This is a genomic window from Cupriavidus basilensis (genome assembly GCF_008801925.2).
Classification (GTDB): Bacteria; Pseudomonadota; Gammaproteobacteria; order Burkholderiales; family Burkholderiaceae; genus Cupriavidus; species Cupriavidus basilensis.
Map to the genome: position 1 here is coordinate 1,804,492 of NZ_CP062804.1, position 17,622 is coordinate 1,822,113.

General features: G+C 67.3%; 20 protein-coding genes and 2 pseudogenes. 11 read left to right on the plus strand and 11 right to left on the minus strand.

The genetic code is table 11. The features are described from left to right. Nucleotides 1-40 precede the first annotated feature (40 nt). Nucleotides 41-601 (minus strand): NADPH-dependent FMN reductase, encoded by a 561-nt coding sequence (locus F7R26_RS28850; RefSeq protein WP_206702526.1) that lies wholly within the window; start codon nucleotides 599-601, stop codon nucleotides 41-43. A 197-nt stretch (nucleotides 602-798) separates the two neighbouring features. On the opposite strand from F7R26_RS28850, the gene F7R26_RS28855 reads away from it, so the two are divergent. Then, a complete protein-coding gene (locus F7R26_RS28855) occupies nucleotides 799-1,974 on the plus strand; it encodes an ABC transporter substrate-binding protein (RefSeq protein ID WP_150985521.1) in 1,176 nt (391 codons plus the stop codon). On the opposite strand, the gene F7R26_RS28860 is transcribed toward F7R26_RS28855, so the two are convergent. The 8 genes and pseudogenes from F7R26_RS28860 to F7R26_RS28890 all read right to left on the minus strand — a co-directional run bounded on the left by F7R26_RS28860 (nucleotide 1,955) and on the right by F7R26_RS28890 (nucleotide 6,840). Then, nucleotides 1,955-2,560, minus strand: coding sequence for a DUF6869 domain-containing protein (locus F7R26_RS28860; RefSeq protein ID WP_150985522.1), 606 nt, complete (start codon nucleotides 2,558-2,560; stop codon nucleotides 1,955-1,957). The two genes, F7R26_RS28855 and F7R26_RS28860, sit on opposite strands and share 20 nt — an antisense overlap. Nucleotides 2,561-2,684: 124 nt before the next feature. Next, nucleotides 2,685-3,386, minus strand: a complete 702-nt coding sequence (locus F7R26_RS28865) for an ABC transporter ATP-binding protein (RefSeq protein WP_150985523.1) — start codon at nucleotides 3,384-3,386, stop codon at nucleotides 2,685-2,687. Next, nucleotides 3,379-3,462: an ABC transporter ATP-binding protein C-terminal domain-containing protein gene (locus F7R26_RS41830; protein ID WP_416053253.1), complete on the minus strand. Its 84-nt coding sequence runs from the start codon at nucleotides 3,460-3,462 to the stop codon at nucleotides 3,379-3,381. The genes F7R26_RS28865 and F7R26_RS41830 overlap by 8 nt, the downstream gene beginning before the upstream one ends. Before the next feature lie 204 nt (nucleotides 3,463-3,666). After that, nucleotides 3,667-4,131, minus strand: a pseudogene (locus F7R26_RS41835) (ATP-binding cassette domain-containing protein); the annotation flags it as partial. Beyond that, a complete protein-coding gene (locus F7R26_RS28875; protein WP_150985525.1) occupies nucleotides 4,128-5,153 on the minus strand; it encodes a branched-chain amino acid ABC transporter permease in 1,026 nt (341 codons plus the stop codon). The pseudogene F7R26_RS41835 and the gene F7R26_RS28875, both read right to left, overlap by 4 nt. After that, nucleotides 5,150-6,016 carry a branched-chain amino acid ABC transporter permease gene (locus F7R26_RS28880; RefSeq protein WP_150985526.1) on the minus strand — a complete coding sequence of 289 codons (867 nt, stop codon included), beginning with the start codon at nucleotides 6,014-6,016 and terminating at the stop codon, nucleotides 5,150-5,152. Before F7R26_RS28880 ends, F7R26_RS28875 begins: the two co-directional genes overlap by 4 nt. Before the next feature lie 79 nt (nucleotides 6,017-6,095). Further along, nucleotides 6,096-6,275 (minus strand): annotated as a pseudogene (locus tag F7R26_RS28885) (4-hydroxybenzoate 3-monooxygenase); the annotation flags it as partial. Between the two features lie 100 nt (nucleotides 6,276-6,375). After that, a complete protein-coding gene (locus F7R26_RS28890; RefSeq protein ID WP_150985527.1) occupies nucleotides 6,376-6,840 on the minus strand; it encodes a DUF3995 domain-containing protein in 465 nt (154 codons plus the stop codon). Nucleotides 6,841-6,980: 140 nt separating this feature from the next. Here F7R26_RS28890 and F7R26_RS28895 point away from each other — a divergent pair, with 140 nt between their 5' ends. The 8 genes from F7R26_RS28895 (at nucleotide 6,981) to F7R26_RS28930 (ending at nucleotide 14,257) form a co-directional block, all read left to right on the plus strand. Beyond that, the gene (locus tag F7R26_RS28895) at nucleotides 6,981-7,916 is read left to right on the plus strand and encodes an aldo/keto reductase (protein ID WP_150985528.1); all 936 of its coding nucleotides are present in this window, start codon (nucleotides 6,981-6,983) and stop codon (nucleotides 7,914-7,916) included. Nucleotides 7,917-7,923: 7 nt separating this feature from the next. Next, the gene (locus F7R26_RS28900; protein WP_150985529.1) at nucleotides 7,924-9,291 is read left to right on the plus strand and encodes an NTP/NDP exchange transporter; all 1,368 of its coding nucleotides are present in this window, start codon (nucleotides 7,924-7,926) and stop codon (nucleotides 9,289-9,291) included. A 124-nt stretch (nucleotides 9,292-9,415) separates the two neighbouring features. Continuing rightward, a complete protein-coding gene (locus tag F7R26_RS28905) occupies nucleotides 9,416-9,670 on the plus strand; it encodes a hypothetical protein (RefSeq protein ID WP_150985530.1) in 255 nt (84 codons plus the stop codon). A gap of 124 nt (nucleotides 9,671-9,794) precedes the next feature. Next, nucleotides 9,795-10,160, plus strand: coding sequence for a mechanosensitive ion channel protein MscS (locus F7R26_RS28910; RefSeq protein WP_150985531.1), 366 nt, complete (start codon nucleotides 9,795-9,797; stop codon nucleotides 10,158-10,160). Nucleotides 10,161-10,438: 278 nt separating this feature from the next. Next, a complete protein-coding gene (locus F7R26_RS28915; RefSeq protein WP_150985532.1) occupies nucleotides 10,439-11,425 on the plus strand; it encodes a Bug family tripartite tricarboxylate transporter substrate binding protein in 987 nt (328 codons plus the stop codon). A gap of 41 nt (nucleotides 11,426-11,466) precedes the next feature. Further along, nucleotides 11,467-12,819 carry an acyclic terpene utilization AtuA family protein gene (locus tag F7R26_RS28920; RefSeq protein WP_150985533.1) on the plus strand — a complete coding sequence of 451 codons (1,353 nt, stop codon included), beginning with the start codon at nucleotides 11,467-11,469 and terminating at the stop codon, nucleotides 12,817-12,819. 34 nt (nucleotides 12,820-12,853) lie between these two features. Continuing rightward, on the plus strand, nucleotides 12,854-13,201 hold the full coding sequence (locus tag F7R26_RS28925) for an AtuA-related protein (RefSeq protein ID WP_150985534.1): 348 nt from the start codon (nucleotides 12,854-12,856) through the stop codon (nucleotides 13,199-13,201). Nucleotides 13,202-13,282: 81 nt separating this feature from the next. Beyond that, nucleotides 13,283-14,257, plus strand: coding sequence for a bifunctional helix-turn-helix transcriptional regulator/GNAT family N-acetyltransferase (locus tag F7R26_RS28930; protein WP_150985535.1), 975 nt, complete (start codon nucleotides 13,283-13,285; stop codon nucleotides 14,255-14,257). A gap of 51 nt (nucleotides 14,258-14,308) precedes the next feature. Here the strand turns inward: F7R26_RS28930 and F7R26_RS28935 are convergent, their stop codons facing one another. Then, nucleotides 14,309-15,028 carry a flagellar brake protein gene (locus F7R26_RS28935; protein WP_170301841.1) on the minus strand — a complete coding sequence of 240 codons (720 nt, stop codon included), beginning with the start codon at nucleotides 15,026-15,028 and terminating at the stop codon, nucleotides 14,309-14,311. Nucleotides 15,029-15,361: 333 nt separating this feature from the next. On the opposite strand from F7R26_RS28935, the gene F7R26_RS28940 reads away from it, so the two are divergent. Together F7R26_RS28940 and F7R26_RS28945 are read left to right on the plus strand one after the other, a co-directional pair. Then, nucleotides 15,362-16,051, plus strand: coding sequence for a flagellar brake protein (locus tag F7R26_RS28940; protein WP_170301842.1), 690 nt, complete (start codon nucleotides 15,362-15,364; stop codon nucleotides 16,049-16,051). 22 nt (nucleotides 16,052-16,073) lie between these two features. Beyond that, complete coding sequence (locus F7R26_RS28945; protein ID WP_150985538.1) at nucleotides 16,074-16,589, plus strand: hypothetical protein; 516 nt, start codon at nucleotides 16,074-16,076, stop codon at nucleotides 16,587-16,589. Nucleotides 16,590-16,632: 43 nt separating this feature from the next. On the opposite strand, the gene F7R26_RS28950 is transcribed toward F7R26_RS28945, so the two are convergent. Further along, nucleotides 16,633-17,415 carry an IclR family transcriptional regulator gene (locus tag F7R26_RS28950; RefSeq protein WP_150985539.1) on the minus strand — a complete coding sequence of 261 codons (783 nt, stop codon included), beginning with the start codon at nucleotides 17,413-17,415 and terminating at the stop codon, nucleotides 16,633-16,635. Nucleotides 17,416-17,622 lie beyond the last annotated feature (207 nt).

Consider the following 17,622-nt stretch of genomic DNA (forward strand, 5'->3'; position numbering starts at 1 on the left):
CCCCTGATCCTCCTATGGCGCGCCGCCAGCCGCTTGCCGGTCACGCCAGCGCAAATGTGGCAACTGCCGTCGTCTTGTGAAGGACGACGGCATCGTACAGCGCCACCAGCGCTTCTTGAATGGCAGCGGCAATGGCCGGCGTCGAGACCATGCCATCCTCATCCAGCCTGGCGCCCAGCAATGGCACGGTGATCGATGCCGGCTCGATCATGACGGCGGCCATCGTCTTCAAGGTCTCGCGCAATGCCGCATCGGCATGGTGCGCGCGCGGCGATGCATTGAGCACGGCGACCGGCTTGTAGGCGAACGGCTCGTAACCCACCAGCCAGTCCAGTGCATTCTTGATCGTGCCGGTCACGCCGTGCGCATACTCGGGGCTAGCGATCAGCAGCGCGTCCGCTTGCGCCACTTCGGCAAACAAGCGTGTGACACTGGCATGCGGACAAGCCTCGTCGTCCGGGTTGAACAGCGGCAACGCCCCAAGGCCGCTGAACACGGCAACCGACACATTCGCTGGCGCCAGCCGCGCGGCCGCGCGCAGCAGTGCGGAATTGATGGACACAGCCCGCAGGCTGCCGGATAGCGCAAGTACTTTCATCATTCCCGATTTGCACCGCATGGGTGGTGTCTGAGCCAGCGCGCATTCTATGCCGAATGCGCGTGGCTGCCCGCAGCCCTTTGCGCAAGCCCCGATTGCACCAAACCGCCCCGCCCCCTAAACTCCTCTGCCAGTGCCCCGCGCCGGCACCCGCACAGCCCATTTGCGGGACCAGAGCGCACTCGACCAGGAGACCATCGATGACCTTTGCCCCCTTGCTGCGTGCCCTCGCGGCTTGCAGCGTGCTTGCCGTGGCGCCAACGCTCGCCCACGCCGCCGATCCCGTCAGGATCGGGCTGATCGCACCCTTCTCGGGCAGCTTTGCCGACTATGGCAAGCAGATGGAAGGCGGCATCAAGGCGTTCCAGAAGCTCAATGGCGACACCGTGGCGGGACGCAAGGTGCAGATCATCAGCAAGGACACCACGGGCCCGGCCCCGGATGTGGCCAAGCGGCTGGCACAGGAACTGGTGGTGCGCGACAAGGTCGACGTGCTGGCCGGCTTCGGCCTCACGCCCGAGGCCCTGGCGGTGGCGCCAATTGCCGAGCAGGCCAGGAAGCCGATGGTGATCTTCAACGCGGCGTCGTCCTCGATCACCACCAAATCCGCGTATATCGCGCGGGTGTCGATGACCCTGCCGCAGATCTCGGCGCCGATGGCCACCTGGGCCATCAAGAACAAGGTGCGCAAGGTAGTGACGCTGGTGGCGGACTACGCGCCGGGGATCGACGCGGAGACCGCGTTCAAGACCAATTTCATCGGCGGCGGCGGACAGGTGGTCGAATCGATCCGGGTGCCGCTGCGCAACCCGGAGTTCGCGCCGTTCATCCAGCGCATCAAGGATGCCAAGCCGGAGGCGGTTTTCCTGTTCCTGCCGGCCGGCGAGCAAGGCGTGGCGTTCATGAAGGGCTTTCGCGAGCGCGGCCTGGCCGAGGCCGGCGTCCGTGTGATCGCCACCGGTGACCTGACCGACGACCACGTGTTGCCGGCCATGGGCGACGCCACGCTGGGCGTGATCACGTCGTTCCATTACTCGATGGCGCACGATTCGCCCGAGAACAAGGCCTTCCTGAAAGCCTTTGCCGAAGCCAACCCTGGCGCCGGCCGGCCTAACTTCATGGCCGTGGCCGCCTATGACGGCATGCGCGCGATCTACGATGCGCTGAAGAAGACCGGCGGCGCCACCGACGGCGACAAGTTCGTCGCGGCGCTCAAGGGCATGAAGATCGCCAGCCCGCGCGGACCGATCATGATCGACCCGGACACCCGCGACGTAGTCCAGACCGTCTATATCCGGCGTGTGGAAAAGATTGGCGGCGAGCTCTACAACGTGGAGTTCGACAAATTCGACAACGTCAAGGATCCGGGGAAGTAGGCCAGGCGGGGTGATGCGGCGAGTCTGAGTGCATCGCGCCTTCACGCTGCCGGAACGGCGATGGCGACGGCGATGGCACGACACGCGCGGGCTGTCTGTGGGCCTCGCGAGACACGCCAGCCTCGCCATCGGGCTGCGCCGCCGCGCCCTGCGCATCCCAGCCACGCCGCTCGTAGCATATCCACATCGCGCGCTGCGGCACCTCGTTGAAGTTGCTGTCGCTGGCGGCCAGCACGCGCGCCCAGACCTCGGGCGTGGAACTGCGCCAGACGCCGCACAGCAGGCGGCGAAAGCGCGGGGCGCGCGCGGCCTCCTGCTCGATGCGGCCGATGAAGGCCGGACCGTGGTATTCGATCAGGTCTTCCAGCTCGCCGGCAGCAAGCGCGCCAAGGACGCGGGGACTGTCGGTGCGGGCCAGGACTTCCAGCACCAGCCGCCATAACCCTTCGGGGTCGTTGACGCAGAGCCAGTCGCAAGCCTGCCAGACCCAGAACGAGCGCACCTCGTGCCGGCCAATGGCCGGGTCGTAGCGGCTGTAACGCTGGATATAGGCGTTGACGAGCCGATTCTGCTCATGGGTTTCCATAGTTCCCCGTGACTACCCGCCTGCAAAAAATGGGCACTGCCAAAGGCCGAAGGCGGTGTTGCCGCCAACGGCCACCAACGTTCGCCGCCAATCGCCTGCCGCCGGTTGACCATACCGGGGTTGCTCAGGCAACCGTCAGCAACCTGTCCAGACTGCCCTTGTCCGCCAGCAGCTCCGTGCTGGTCGACTCAAACACTACCCTGCCGCGATCAAGCACCATCGCGCGCCGCGTCATGCCAAGCGCCAGGCGAGCGTGCTGCTCCACCACGATCACAGCCATGCCGCCGTCCTCGATCAAGCGGCGGATCACATGCTGCAATTCCTGAACAATAATAGGCGCCAATCCCTCCATCGGCTCGTCGAGTAATAGCAGCGCCGGGTTTACCATGAGCGCCCTGCCAATGGCCAGCATCTGCTGCTCGCCCCCTGACAACTGGTTGCCCAGGTTTGTGCGCCGTTCCTGCAGCCGGGGAAAGACTTCATACACCCGAGCGACATCCCAGTGGCCCGGGCGCGCCACCGCCGTCAGGTGTTCCTCCACAGTCAGGGATGGGAACATGCAGCGCTCCTGCGGCACCCATCCCAGGCCAGCGGCGGCGCGCTGATGCGCCGCCAGCCGCGCCAGGTCGCGCCCGCGCCAGGACAGGCTGCCGCGCCGCTGCCGGGTCAGGCCCATCAACGTCATCAGCAGCGTGCTCTTACCCACCCCGTTGCGGCCCAGCAAGGCCAGGCTGTCGCCGGCGTCGAGCGCCAGGTCGATGCCGTCGAGCACGACGGCATCGCCATAGCCCGCGCTCAGCCCCTGCACCCGCAGCAGTTCAGTCATGGGCGGCCTCCCCGAGGTATACCTCCCTGACGCGGGGATCGGCGCCGATCTCGGCGGGCGTGCCCTCGGTCAGCACGCGGCCACCCACCAGCACCGTAATGCGCTCGGCAAAGCGGAATACCAGGTCCATGTCGTGCTCGATAAACAGGATGGTGATGTCGCGCGGCAAGCCGGCGATCACGCCGAACAGCTCGGTGCTCTCCCCGGCCGGGATGCCCGCCGCTGGCTCGTCCAGCAGCAGGATGGCGGGCCGGGTGGCCAGCGCCAGGGCGATTTCCAGCAGACGCTGCTTGCCGTATGGCAGGCTGCGCGTCTCGGTATCGGCTTCGGTGTGCAGGCGCAGGCTGGCCAGCACCGCCATGGCCTCATCAGCCAGTGCCCGCTGCGAAGCCACGGTGCGGTGCCAGATCCGGGTGGCGCCGCTGCGCTCTGCCACCGCCAGCACCACGGATTCGAGCACCGTCAGGCCGGGGAACAAGGTGTTGATCTGGAAGGTCCGGGTCATGCCGCGCCGCACCCGCGCGTGCTGGGGCAATTGCGTGATATTTTCGTCGCCCAGCCAGATGCTGCCGCTGCTGGCCGGCAAGGCGCCGGTGAGCAGGTTGATGAAGGTGGTCTTGCCGGCGCCGTTAGGCCCGATCAACGCATGGCGGGCGCCCGGCGGAAACTGCAGGGAGATATCGCTGTTGGCGGCAAACCCGCCCCAGGACCTGGACAATCCCTCGGTACGCAGCAACCTGGTCATGGCCGCTCACCTCCCGGCTTGCGGCGCATGGCGCGGCGCAAGGCATCCGGCGCGCCCATCAGCCCGCCGCGCGCAAACAGCACGATCACCACCAGCAGCAGGCCAATCCAGAACTGCCAGTACACCGGGTTGATGCCCGCCAGCACATCCTGCGCGACCATGAACACGGCCGCCCCGAGCAGTGCGCCGTACAAGCGGCCCGCGCCACCCAGCACCAGCATCACCAGCAATTCCGCCGAACGCGGGAAGCCCAGCACATCCATGCCGACGAACTGTGTCGTCTGCGCCAGCAGCCCACCGGCCACGCCGGCCAGCGCCGCCGCCACGGCGAACACCGCGCCCAGGCGGCGCGGCGCGTCGACACCCAGCGCCGGCATGCGGCGCGCACCCTCGCGCATGCCGCGCAACGACAGTCCGAAGGGCGAAGCCACCAGCCTGCGCACCAGCACGAACAACAGGAACGTCACCACCAGGCTGTAGAGGTAGGCGGTCTTGCCAAACAGGTCGAACTCGAACAGCCCGAGCAACGGCGCCATGGTGACGCCCGACAAGCCGTCCACGCCGCCGGTCAGGAAGGCCGCCTTGTTGGCCGCTTCGAACAGCATCAGCCCGATACCCAGCGTGACCATGAGCCGGGTCAGGTCCCCGCCGCGCACCACCAGGAAACTCGCCAGCCAACCCGCCAGGCCGGCCACCACACCGGCCGCGATCAGGCCCGAGACCGGCTCGCCCCAGCCATGCGCGGCCAGCAGCCCGGCGGTGTAGGCGCCCAGGCCGAAGAAGGCCGCATGGCCCAGCGAGACGATCCCGGCGTAGCCCAGCAGCAAATCCAGCGACAGCGCGAAGAGCCCGGTGATCAGCACCTGGCTGCCAAGGATCAGGTACCCGGGCAGCAGGAAGAACACTGCCACCGGCACCAGCCAGAACACGATCTCGCCAACGCGCCAGCGGCCGTCGGGCAGATGGGGCAGATAGGTGCGCCGCTCGCTCGCGCGACTCGGCACCTCGTCAACAGCGCTCATGCCCGCCTCCCGTAGAGACCGGCCGGGAACAGCACCAGCAGCAGCACCATCAGCGCATAGATGACAAAGGCGCCTACCGCCGGCACGTAATACTTGCCGGCCACATCGGCCACGCCAAGCAGCAGCGCCGCCACCAGCGGGCCGCGGACGGTGCCCGCGCCGCCCACCGCCACCACCAGCAGGAAATACACCATGTACTTGAGCGGGAACGACGGATCGAGCCCCAGCACGTCGATGCCCAGCCCGCCACCCAGCCCGGCCAGCCCGGAGCCAAGCGCGAAGGTCAGGCTGAATACCCGTTCCACATTGATGCCCAGGCCGCGCGCCGCTTGCTGGTTGTCCACCGCCGCGCGCACCTGCGCGCCAAAGCGCGTGCGCGCCACCAGCCAGCCCAGCGCCGCGGTGATGACCACCACCACGCCGATCAGGAACAGGCGATAGGCCCCAAGGTCCAGGCCCGCCACGCGCACCTGGCCGAGCAGGAAGTCGGGCAGCGCCACCGGCTGCTGTCCCGGCCCGAACACGTAGGTGGCCCCCGCGATCGCCATGAAGGTCAGCCCGATCGAGAACAGCACCTGGTCGAGATGGCTGGCGCGGTACAGGCGCCGGTACAGGGTGCGCTCCAGCACCCAGCCCACCGCCGCGGCCCCCGCGAAGGCTAGCGGCAGCGTCGCCAGGAAGGGCACGCCCGCCCGGGTCATCAGGACCACCGCCATGTAGCCGCCAAACATGGCGAACGCGCCGTGGGCCAGGTTGACGAAATTCATCAGGCCCATGGTCACCGACAGCCCTACGCTGATCAGGAACAGCAGGCAGCCATAGGCCAGCCCGTCGAACAGCACGCCGAGGAAACTGGCGATCATCGCCGGCCCTCCCCCGGCCACGGTGGCGGGCAACCAAGCTTTGTCATGACATCTCCTGTCTGGCAATCGGGACGGGCACTCAATGGCCCTCGAAGGTGGTGAATGGCAGCCCGACATAGGTTTCCGCGAGAGCCGCGGCAGCCGCAGGCGAAGCGGCAACGTATTCCAGCTCGGCTTGCTGCAGCCGTGCCATGAATGGGGTCTGGCCGGGAAAGCGATGCAGCAACGCGGTCATCCACCAGGAAAAATGCTCGGCGCGCCCGGCCTCTGGTGCACGGCATTGTCAGACGCGGAACTTCATTTTGCAATCGGGGGTTCTTGCGATACGGCGCAGGCGCCTGCCAGGAATGCGGCGCCGCTCAGGGCGGGAGGATTGCCACATACGCCAGGCCAGCGGACAGCGCCAGGCACAGCGGGGAATAGACCCACGTATCCAGCCAGGCGAACGAAGAGCCGGTGATGCGCTTGAAGAAGCCGACCAGCCGATAATCACCCACCGCCCTGGCCAGCATGGCCAGCGCGACCAGGCCGATGGCCCATTGCAGGACCGGCCCGGTGCAAGGCGCCGCGGCCAGCCCGGCCCGCGCCCCCACCATCAAGGCCACCGCCGCCAGGCCAATGCCCACCAGCAGCGTGCCCGTGCGCGAGGGCGTAAAGGCGGGCACCGTCGCGCTCGCCGTTGCCGGCGGCGCAATGTCGCCGGCGGCTACCTTGCGGGGCACACGGGGAACGGCGGCATCCTTTGCCAGGCGCCCGCCCAGCGCCCAGTAGACATGCACGCCGGCAAGCAAGAGGTAGGTGCAAGCGACCAGCAGAGCGACCATGGCGGCAGGTTTCTTATCTGTGAGAATATGATACGGATCGGGGCAACAGCATAAGCTAGCCGGGCCGCTGCGCAGTGCGCAGTGACTAAATGCCGCAGCCCCGGCCGCCAGGTTCCAGGCCCAGCAGCAAGGAGATCGTCATGTCATCCGATAGACGCCGTTTTCTTGGCCACGGCGCGCGCCTTGCCGCCGCACTTAGCCTGCCCTGTGGCACCTGGCCCGCCAGCACACTCGCGGCGCCGCCCGCTGCAGGGCCATTGCGCCGGGCACTGCCCGGTGGCCACGAAACCCTGCCGGTGATCGGCATGGGCACGGCCGATACCTTCAACGTGGGAACGGAACGCGCCGAACGCGCCCCGCTGGCCGAAGTCCTGGCCCTGCTGCTGCAAACGTCCGGCCCGGTGATCGACACCGCGCCCAGCTATGGCAGCGCGCAAGGCGTCACCGGCGACCTGCTGCGCGACGCCAATGCCCGCGGCAAGGTCTTCCTGGCCACCAAGATATCCAGCCCGGCCGGCGGCGCGGCGCAGGCGCAATGGACGCAGTCGCTGCGCGACCTGCATAGCGATACCGTGGATCTGCTACAGGTCCACAACCTGATCGACTGGCGCGACAACCTGCGCTTTGCACGCCAACTGAAGGATCAGGGCAAGACGCGCTATGTCGGCATCACCCACTACCGCGAGGACGCGCATGAGGCGCTGGCGCAGATCGTGCGAAGCGAACGCCTGGATTTTGTGCAGCTGAACTATTCCCTGGCCGAGCGCAATGCCGAGCGCGCTCTGCTGCCACTGTGCCAGGAGCGCGGTGTGGCCGTGCTGGTCAATCGCCCGTTCCAGGACGGGCACCTGTTCCGCGCCGTCAAGGACCGGCCGCTGCCGCCCTGGGCCGGCGAAATCGACTGCGCGTCCTGGGGCCAGATCTTCCTGAAATTCATTGTCAGCCACCCCGCGGTGACGGCGGCGATCCCCGCCACGTCCAAGCCCCGCAACATGCAGGACAACCTTGGCGCAGGCCTTGGCCGCATGCCCGATGCCCGCCAGCGCGAGCGCATTGCCGCGCTGCTGGCCGCCTGAGCCCATCATGGCAAACCCCACAAACTCCGCGGAGTCCAAGCAGGCTACCCGGCACGGACTTGGCATCCAGCCAGGTGAAGGCAGCGCCGTCGTGGCCGGCTTCCTGTTCTTCTTCTGCCTGTTCGCCAGCTACTTCATGCTGCGCCCGGTGCGAGAGACCATGGGCATCGCCGGCGGCGTGCAAAACCTGCAATGGCTGTTCACCGCCACCTTTGTGGTCATGCTGGTGGCCATCCCGTTCTATGGCTTGTGCAGCGCGCGGCTGCCCCGCCGGCGTTTCGTGCCCTGGGTCTATGCGTTCTTTATTGCCAACCTGCTGGGTTTTGCCGTGGCCACGCGTGGCACGCCGGACAGCATCTGGCTGGCGCGCGTGTTCTACGTCTGGCTATCGGTGTTCAACCTGTTCGTGGTGTCGGTGGCGTGGAGCCTGATGGCAGACGTGTTCCGCCCCGGCCAGGCGCGCCGGCTGTTCGGCCTGCTGGCCGCCGGCGCCAGCGCGGGCGGCCTGGCCGGCCCGCTGCTGGGCGGCTGGCTGGTGACGCGCATCGGCCTGACCGGGCTGATGGTGCTGTCGGCCGCGCTGCTCGCGGCCACGCTGCCCGGCGTGGGCTACCTGTTCGGCTGGCGCAAGCGCGCCGGCGCGGGCGTGCCGGTGGCGGACGATCCGGTGCCGGCGCAAGACCCGGCCCGGCCCATCGGGGGCGGGCTCTGGGCGGGGTTGACGTTGGTGGCGCAGTCCCGTTACCTGCTTGGCATCAGCCTGTTCGTGATCCTGCTGGCCACGGCCAGCACGTTCCTCTACTTCGAGCAGGCCAGGCTGATGGCGCAGACCTTTCCCAGCCGCACGCAGCAGACCCAGGTGTTCAGCGCCATCGATGCCATCGTGCAGGCGCTGACCATCCTGGTGCAGGTGTTCCTGTCGGGGCGCATCGCCAGGCGCTATGGCGTGACCTCCCTGCTCACGGCGGTGCCACTGGCAGTGGCGGCTGGCTTCCTGGTGCTGGCGCTGTGGCCCACCTTTGGCGTGCTGGCGGCCGTGATGATCCTGCGCCGCGTGGGGGAATACGCCTTGCTGCGCCCGGGGCGGGAGATGCTGTTTACCGTGGTGGACGCCGAGACCAAGTACAAGGCGAAGAACGTGATCGACACCGCCGTTTATCGCGCCGGCGATGCCGTCAGTGCCTGGTTCAAGACCGCCATCGACGGCCTATCCGGCCACCCGGCCGTGGTGGCGTTCACCGGCGCCGCACTGGCGCTGGGATGGGCGTGGCTGGGATGGTGGCTTGGCCGGCAACATGAAGGCCAGGCCGGGAACGCCCCGGCGGCGGCCCGCGTCGGCATCACGCCGGTGCCGCGTGATGGCAGCGGCGCTTGAGTGGCCTGGTTGATGCGAGGCGCTACGAACACGATACGCGAATCAGGCTTTGTCCTACACCGCATCCACCGTCACAGTGCGGATAATTGTGACTGTTGTGACGGATTATTTTTCAGGAGCATGGATGAAACCCGGAATTCGAAGCCTCAAGTCAGCCGCGCTGGCAACCGCCCTTGCCCTGGGCGGCATCGCCCATGCCCAGCTTGCACCGCCCGAGCCGCAGCGGCCACAGGGCGAGCGGGCCACGGCAACGCCCATGCCGGCCCAGCCTGCGCGCCACAAGAAGCATAAGCACAAGCACCATCACAAGAAGGCGCCGCCGCAGGCCGCCCCGGGCGCGGACGCTGCGCCGCCCCCGCCGCCGCGCCCCGCCCCCTGATCGGCGTGATCACGGTGATATTGGCGTTACATCTGCTAACCGCGCCGGTCTATTGCGCAGACACCTGACCCCTAAGATGACGTCATGGCCAGCCGCCCTCGCTGGCCGTCTCAAGGAGTCAGTCATGCGCAACACCCATCGTGCCATCCGCGTCGTCGGCGTGGGCCTCGTCGCCGCCGCACTGCTGGCCGCAGGACCTGCTTCGGCACGCGACCGCTACCAGGGCAGCTACCACGGCGGCGGTTCGGCCGGCGCGGTAGCGCTGGCCATCGGCGCCCTGGTCGGACTGGCCGTGATCGGCACCGCCGTGGCCAGCCAGCCGGTCGTTGTCGCTGCGCCGCCCCAGCCCGCATATGGCCCCCCGCCGGGATACTGCTATCGGGATTACGACCACGCCTACGTGCCATGCGCACCGCAGCCGGCGCCCTATTACTATCAGCAGCCGCCGCAGCCGCAATACCAGGGATACCAGGGGTATCAAGGGTACTGAGCGCGGTTCGGTTGCCGCCAGGCACCGCGCAGCCCAGCAGCGCGGCCAGCTTCATCGGCAACTCGCGCGGCACCACCGGAACCCGGGCCGCAGAGCCCCTTGGCGATGCATCAAATTTTCATTGAATGAAAATTCATAGCCTTTGTTTGACCTTCAAACCGGCTCATGCATAAGATCATCCAAAAAAGATTTCACTAAACGAAATGCCGCGGCGCACCCGCGCACACGGCACAACCACCGGGCACTGCCGTCACGGCAGCGCCTGCGAGGAGACAACGATGCACCGACGTGCCACCCTGCGCCTGGCCGCCATGGCCTGCGCCGCCCTGTGCGCCCAGCTTGCGCTGCCGGCGCGGGCTGCGGACAACTACCCCACCAAGCCGCTACGGCTGGTGGTGCCTTTCACCCCCGGTGGCACCACCGACATCCTCGCGCGCCTGATGGCGCAGAAACTGGGCGAGGCGCTGGGACAAACCGTGGTGGTGGACAACCGGCCCGGCGCCGGCGGCAACATCGGCGCCGAGGCCGTGGCCAAGGCCGCCCCGGACGGCTACACGCTGCTGATGGGCACGCTGGGCACCCAGGTCACCAACCAGTTTCTCTACGCGCGCATGCCGTACGACTCGGCCAAGGACTTCGCGCCGGTGACGCTGGTCGCCAACTCGCCCAACGTGCTGCTGACCAATGCCACGCTGCCGGTCAAGTCCGTGGCCGAACTGATCGCGCTGGCCAGGCAGCGGCCGGGCGGCCTCAACTACGCCTCCACCAGTACCGGCGGCTCGCCGCACCTGTCTGGCGAATTGCTCGACAGCATGGCCGGCGTGAAGATGCAGCACGTGCCGTACAAGGGCGCGGCGCCCGCCATGACCGACCTGCTGGCGGGCCAGGTCAACCTCATGTTCGACAACCTGCCCTCGGCGCTGGCGCAAATCCAGGCCGGCAAGGTGCGCGCGCTGGCGGTAACCAGCCCGCAGCGCTCGCCCATCCTGCCGGATGTGCCCACCGTGGCGGAGTCCGGCCTGCCCGGCTACGTGGTGAACTCATGGTTCGGCCTGCTGGCCCCGGCCGGCACGCCGCCCGCGCTGGTGGCGCGCCTGCAGCAAACGGTGGCCAAGGTGCTGGCCGCGCCCGAGGTCAAGCAGCGCATCGAGCAGCTCGGCGCGGTGCCCGGCGGCGACTCCCCCGCCGCCTTCGCCGCGGTGATCCGCGCCGATACCGAGAAATGGGCGCGCGTGATCAAGAGCGCTGGCATCCAGGCCCAGTAAGCCCAAGACGCCACGCAGAACAACAAACCAAGGATCCCGTCATGGCAACCAAGACCCTGCGCATTGGCTCAGGCTCCGGCTGGTGGGGCGACCGCGTCGAACCCGCGGCCCTGAGCGCGCAGCACGGCAAGCTCGATTTCCTCTGCTTCGAAACCATGGCCGAGGCCACCGTCTGCGCCGCGCAGGTACGAAAACGCCGCGACCCCGCCTTCGAAGGCTACGACACCTACCTCGACGAGCGCATGCGCGTCGTGCTGCCGCACTGCATCGCCAACGGCACGCGCATCGTCAGCAACCAGGGCTGGATCAATCCGCTCGGCGCGGCGCGGCGCATCGCGCAGCTGTGCGCAGAGCTTGGCCTGCCCGGCGTGAAGATCGCGGCGATCACCACCACCGACCTGACCGGCACCATCTGCGACCAGCCGCTGGAGATCCTGGAGACCGGCGCGCCCATCGCCACCCTGCGCGGCTCGCTGATCTCGGCCGAGCCGTATGAGGGCGCGGAGCCGATCGTGCGCGCGCTGCAAGCCGGTGCGCAGATCGTGGTGACGGGCCGCGTGGCCGATCCCTCGCTGTTTCTCGCGCCGATGATGCATGCGTTCGGATGGCAGCCTGAAGATACCGAGCTGCTCGCGCGCGGCAGCGCCATCGGCCATTTGCTGGAGTGCGGCGCGCAGGTGACGGGTGGCTATTTTGGCGACCCGGGCTACAAGGACGTGCCCGAGCCGTGGAACCTGGCCTTCCCGATTGCCGAGGTGGACGCGCGCGGCACGGCCGTGATTTCCAAGGTGGCAGGCACCGGCGGCCGCATCGACCTGCAGACCGTCAAGGAGCAGATGTTCTACGAGGTGCACGACCCGCGCCGCTACATCACGCCTGACGTGGTGGTGGATTTCACCACCGCGCAACTGGAGCAGGTTGCGCCCGACCAGGTGCGCATGAGCGGCATCAGCGGATCTGCGCGCACGCCCACGCTCAAGGTCTCGCTTGGCTGCACGGAGGGCTTTATCGGCGAGGACATGTTCTTCTACGCCGGCCCCGGCTGCCTGGAAAAGGCGCGGCTGGCCAAGACCATCCTGGCGCACCGGTTCCAGCTGGCCGGGCTCGACGCGCAAGCGCTGCGCATCGACTTCCTTGGCGTCAACGCGATCCACGGCGAGGCTTCCCCGGCGCCGGCCTGCGAGCCCAACGAGATTGCCGTGCGCGTGGCCGCGCGCACCCTCACCCGGGAGCAAGCCGCCAAGGTCGGCCGCGAGATCGACAGCATGGCCGTGTGCGGCCTGGCCTCCACCGGCAAGCGCGTGCCGCACCAGGAGCGCACGCGCGAGATCATCGGCGTGTGGTCGGCCCTGGTGCCGCGCGCGCAGGTCAGTTCCGAGATCCATTTCCTTTGACCCGTTTCCTTTGATCCGCTGCGAGGCATATCGCATGAAAGTTCTGCTAAGGCGCGTGGCGCATACCCGGTCCGGCGACAAGGGCGATATTTCGAACACCTCGGTGATCGCCTATGACGCCGCGTTCTACCCGTATCTCAAGGCGCAGCTCACCGCCCAAGCCTTCAAGAGCCTGTATGGCGGCGTGGTCACCGGCGAGGTCGATCGTTTTGAGGCCGATGGCTTGCAGGTGCTCAACTTCGTCGCGCATGGCGCACTAGGGGGCGGCGTGTCGCGCAGCCTGGCGCTGGACAACTACGGCAAGGCGCTGGCCAGCGCGGTGTTGCGGTTCGAGGTGGAGGTGCCGCAGGCCTTGGCCCCGTTGTTGCGCGGACCGGCGTAGGCAGGCCTCTCCGGCTGGGTTCCTTGAATAACTTGCGACCCGCAACTATTATGGTTGCGATGCGCAACCAACGGAGCCGCCATGGATATCGTCGAGCCCCTGCCCGAGCCGCGTGATGCCACGATCGCCGCGCTCAGGGTGTTCTCCAGAAAGCTGGTCCGCGAGCTCGGCTTCATGCGGACCACGCTGGCCGATAGCCAGCTTGCGCCCTCCGCGGTGCACGCCATCATCGAGATCGGGCTGGCGCCGGGGCTGCAGGCGCGCGATCTGGCCAGTATCCTGCGGCTGGACAAGTCCAATACAAGCCGGCAGCTCGCCAAGCTTGAATCATTGGGTCTGGTCGTACGCACGGCCGCGAGCGATGATGCGCGCGCATCCCACCTGACCCTGACCGAGGCCGGCAGGCACTTGCACCACCAGATCGATGGCTTTGCCACGGAACAGGTCTCCAGCGCATTGCGGCGGCTGACCCCGGCCGACCAGCAAGCGCTGGTCCGGTCCCTGTCGATCTATGCGAATGCGCTTGCTGCGGACAACGCGCACAAGACCACCGGGGACGATGCCGGCGTGGGCAGCGGGATCCAGGAAGGCTATCGCCCGGGCTGCATCGGCGACATCGCCAGCCTGCATGCCCGCTTCTATTCGCAACTGGTGGGCTTCGGCAGCTTCTTCGAGAACAAGGTGGCCACCGAACTGGCCGCGTTCGCGACCAGCCTGCCATCGCCGGACAGGCAACTGTGGCTGTGCCTGGAAGGCGGCCGCTCGCTGGCCAGCATCGCCATCGATGGCGAACCGGGCGGGCTCGCCCACCTGCGCTGGTTTATCGTCGACAACGCCTTGCGCGGCACCGGCGTCGGACGCCAGTTGCTGGAACGCGCGCTGGATTTCGCGGATGCGCGCTACAGGCAAACCTACCTGTGGACGTTCAAGGGCCTCGACGCGGCGCGCCATCTCTATGAGTCCCACGGGTTTCAACTTGTGCAGGAGGCGCCGGGCGAGCAATGGGGGGCTGCCGTGACAGAGCAGCGCTTTGTGCGCAATGCCGCCAAGGGATGAGCTCGATGTCCGACCGTGGCCGCAGCGATGCCGGGCGGCCGGCTTGCCTGCTTACTCGCGCCCGGCCAGCTCCAGCGCAAACACAACACGCTGCAGCCACTTCGCGGCCTGAACATCCATCTGGCCAAAGTGGCAGCCAAAATGATGGTGCGCCTCGTCGCCGCGCCAGGCCTTTCGATGGCGCACCACCTGCAACGGCAGGTTCAACCCGCCCAGCTCGCCAAGGTCCAGATGGCATTCAGCGATCCAGGTCCCGACCGGCAAGCGCTGCGGGCCGACACTGCGGGAGCGCAAGCCCACGCCGGACACCGACACGTCAGTGACTTCCATCTCCACGAGCTGGCCGTCGCCAAGCACGATCTGGCAGCGGCACTGTCTTTCCTCCTGCGGGCGGACGCGGAAATGCCTGCGCCGCGGGACTTGATAGATCCCGGTCGGGTAAGGGGCGAGAAACGCCGGTCCGCCATCGAAACGGGTGACGGCGGCAGAAGCGATGCGAAACTGGAACGTGATGTCGCCCATCGACGCCGAAGCCGCCATATCGCTGGCGTTCAGGATTGCCTCCAGCTCCACGCCATTGCGGCACCACGCGAGCACGCAGCTGCCTTTGGCGGGATCGATGAACAGAAAGCTCGAAGCCACCCGGTACTGCTGCGCGGGATGAAGATGGAGCCGGATGCGCTTGCGAACCAGATCCTGCAGGATCTCAAGTACCTGGTCCGGATCGCTGATCCGCTCGACATCGCCGTTCGCCACCAATGGAAACGGCAAGGACGTGCCTATGGCTGCCGAAGCCATGGTGGTGGTGCCGGGTGGCCCAGGAGCATGGCCGCGTGCGCACTACGATTCATCGCAACTAACTCATTCAAGACATTGGATATCGGATCGGACAACGCTGCGCGCATCCAGCTTCCAGGCTGCACTTCGCCGCTTTGCATCATTTGTTCATTCGTTTGCATGCTGACGGCTCTAACGGCATTGCAAGCCCGTTCTTTAGGCATCCGCCACGTTCTCGCCCGGACTAAAGATTGGCAGATTCCTGCCGTTAGGCAACGTTTAGCAGCCATGCTTGCGGCCGCCTTTGCCGGTCAGCCACACCAACCCATGAATAAACTTGATCCCGCTTCGATAAACCCGCCGTCACCGGATGGATTCCAGCACGCGCTTGCGGATGAGATCCACGACATGCTGGAAGTCCTGGCTACGCAGGAGCGCTACCTCGACTTGCGCTTGCCGGATGGGCGCACCGTGCGCTCACGGGTATTGTTCGTGGATGTTGCAGCGCGCCAGTTTACGCTTGAGGGCTGCGAGAACGAATCCGACAACCAGGCGGTACTGGCCAGCGCACAGAGCGAGCTTTCGACCGTGCTCGACGATGTCTCGGTCACGCTTGCCCTGGGCGCCGCGAAGCGCTGCGTGTTCGCCGGCGCGACCGCATTCGCCGTGCCGCTCCCGACGATGCTGTCCCAGGTGCAGCGGCGGCGCGACTACCGGGCAGAGACGCTGGACTACAACTACACGTTCGAGGCCCCGTTGCCTGACGGCACCGCACTCGTCCTGGACATAGCCGACTTATCGGCTTCCGGCGTGGGGCTGCGCTCGCGCACGCCAGGGACAACCGCACTGGCCGTCGGGGCGGTGCTCCCCAGAGGCATCCTCAGCTTTGGCTCGCTGGCCAGGCTCGAAGTCAGCGTGCGCGTCGTGCGTTACCAACTGGTGAACACGGCCGATGATGTGGTACACCACTACGGCTGCGAATTCGTCGCGTTCGATCAGGCTGCCTTGCTCGCCTGAGCCCCCCCTCCCGGAGCCATCCATGTACCGCTCGCATCGCCTCTTCGGCGCCCTGCTGCTTTCGATGTTCTCGCTGACAGCAACGGCACGCGACTCGCTGTGCACGAAGGACGAACAAGTTGCGTTCTCCTGCACCGTCAAGGGCAACAAGCTTGTGTCGCTGTGCGCCTCGCCGGACCTGTCCAAAACCAAGGGGTATGTGCAGTACCGCTTTGGCAAGAAGGGCGCCGTCGAACTGGCGTACCCGAAACTCACGGATGATCCCCGCAAGCACTTCCGCTGGGGTGTCACGGCCTACTCCGGCGGCGGCACCGATTACTTCAGGTTCTCCAACGGCGGCTACGACTATGTGGTCTACGCCGGCAGCGGCAAGGGCTGGGAGAAGGAGGGGCTGGTGGTGGAGAAAGACCAGAAGCGCATCGCCAGCCTGCCTTGCCGTGATGGCGGGCTGGGTCCAGACAACTGGGCGGTGATGTATTCCGCGGGCTTGCCGGAACTGGACCAGGGCAAGCCCGCGGAACAGTTCGACATGCCTTGAGGCCTGCCGGCGCAGAGACGCACCGCGCAGACGCACGATTGCACTAGTCTCCCAGCGCCCGGCGCGCCCACGCACCGGTGATGCGCCGCGCCTCTTCCTTTAGCCGGCGTGCCATCTTCGCCTCGCGAGACAAGATCCGTTCGCTCAGTGCCGCCACGCTCAACGCCCCCAGCGGGCGGCCCTCGTAGTCAAGCAGCGGCACGGCGATGCCACCCATCTTGTCGACTACCCAATCCAGGAACAAGGCATGGCCGCGCGCACGGGCGGCCTCGATCTGCTCGCCGATCACCTCGGCGGTGAGGCGCGGGTAACGCGCACGCTGCGCCTTGCCAAGCCGGGTCCGCGCGGTGCGCTCGGCTTCCGGCATCCAGGCCAGCACCGCCAGGCTGCCAGCGCCCCCCCCCCCGAGCGGGCGGCGTGTGCCGATCTCGACATAGTTGGCGCGGATCGGGAACGTGCCCAGCTCGATATCCGCCACCACCGATTCGCCCCGGCTGGCCAGCGTCAGCACGGAGGTATCCTCGAACTCTTCCACCAGCCGCTCCAGGCTCGGCCGCGCCAGCGCGCGCAGGTCGACCCGGCGCTGGGCTACGTCGGCCAGCTGGAATATCTCCGGGCCGATGCCAAAGCGCCGGCTGGCATCGCGAGTGACAAAGCCTTCGGCCACCAGCAACTCCAGCAGGCGCGACGCGGTGGCCGGGTCCAGCCCGGTGGCGCGTGCCACGTCGGACAGGCGGCGCACTTGCGGGTCGGACAGGGCACGCAGGATCCAGAGGGCGCGTTGCACAGGCGAGGCGCGGGAGGTGCGCTCGGCGTCGTGGCTCATGTCTGGTCCTTGCTGGAGGTAGGCGAGGCGCACAGGCGATACGGCAAGGACATTGAGCTCGGGCGGCAACGCGTGGGTGGAACCGGCATTTAAGCCCCACCCGCCGGCCCGGTCAACCAACCCGGCCAGCCAACCCACGATTTTGGCCAAACAGGAGGCGCCCAAGGCCAAATCCGCCGCTTCGGGCGTCCATGGCCACCCTGATCG

What these genes read in the sequence shown, in the direction of transcription:
- F7R26_RS28920 (WP_150985533.1), top strand. Translation starts at nt 11,467, where the DNA reads ATGGCAACCAAGACCCTGCGCATTGGCTCAGGCTCCGGCTGGTGGGGC.
- F7R26_RS28930 (WP_150985535.1), top strand. Translation starts at nt 13,283, where the DNA reads ATGGATATCGTCGAGCCCCTGCCCGAGCCGCGTGATGCCACGATCGCC.
- F7R26_RS28940 (WP_170301842.1), top strand. Translation starts at nt 15,362, where the DNA reads ATGAATAAACTTGATCCCGCTTCGATAAACCCGCCGTCACCGGATGGA.
- F7R26_RS28875 (WP_150985525.1), bottom strand. Translation starts at nt 5,153, where the DNA reads ATGAGCGCTGTTGACGAGGTGCCGAGTCGCGCGAGCGAGCGGCGCACC.
- F7R26_RS28915 (WP_150985532.1), top strand. Translation starts at nt 10,439, where the DNA reads ATGCACCGACGTGCCACCCTGCGCCTGGCCGCCATGGCCTGCGCCGCC.
- F7R26_RS28865 (WP_150985523.1), bottom strand. Translation starts at nt 3,386, where the DNA reads ATGACTGAACTGCTGCGGGTGCAGGGGCTGAGCGCGGGCTATGGCGAT.
- F7R26_RS28880 (WP_150985526.1), bottom strand. Translation starts at nt 6,016, where the DNA reads ATGATCGCCAGTTTCCTCGGCGTGCTGTTCGACGGGCTGGCCTATGGC.
- F7R26_RS28945 (WP_150985538.1), top strand. Translation starts at nt 16,074, where the DNA reads ATGTACCGCTCGCATCGCCTCTTCGGCGCCCTGCTGCTTTCGATGTTC.
- F7R26_RS28900 (WP_150985529.1), top strand. Translation starts at nt 7,924, where the DNA reads ATGGCAAACCCCACAAACTCCGCGGAGTCCAAGCAGGCTACCCGGCAC.
- F7R26_RS28890 (WP_150985527.1), bottom strand. Translation starts at nt 6,840, where the DNA reads ATGGTCGCTCTGCTGGTCGCTTGCACCTACCTCTTGCTTGCCGGCGTG.
- F7R26_RS28850 (WP_206702526.1), bottom strand. Translation starts at nt 601, where the DNA reads ATGATGAAAGTACTTGCGCTATCCGGCAGCCTGCGGGCTGTGTCCATC.
- F7R26_RS28910 (WP_150985531.1), top strand. Translation starts at nt 9,795, where the DNA reads ATGCGCAACACCCATCGTGCCATCCGCGTCGTCGGCGTGGGCCTCGTC.
- F7R26_RS28895 (WP_150985528.1), top strand. Translation starts at nt 6,981, where the DNA reads ATGTCATCCGATAGACGCCGTTTTCTTGGCCACGGCGCGCGCCTTGCC.
- F7R26_RS28855 (WP_150985521.1), top strand. Translation starts at nt 799, where the DNA reads ATGACCTTTGCCCCCTTGCTGCGTGCCCTCGCGGCTTGCAGCGTGCTT.
- F7R26_RS28950 (WP_150985539.1), bottom strand. Translation starts at nt 17,415, where the DNA reads ATGAGCCACGACGCCGAGCGCACCTCCCGCGCCTCGCCTGTGCAACGC.
- F7R26_RS28860 (WP_150985522.1), bottom strand. Translation starts at nt 2,560, where the DNA reads ATGGAAACCCATGAGCAGAATCGGCTCGTCAACGCCTATATCCAGCGT.
- F7R26_RS28905 (WP_150985530.1), top strand. Translation starts at nt 9,416, where the DNA reads ATGAAACCCGGAATTCGAAGCCTCAAGTCAGCCGCGCTGGCAACCGCC.
- F7R26_RS28925 (WP_150985534.1), top strand. Translation starts at nt 12,854, where the DNA reads ATGAAAGTTCTGCTAAGGCGCGTGGCGCATACCCGGTCCGGCGACAAG.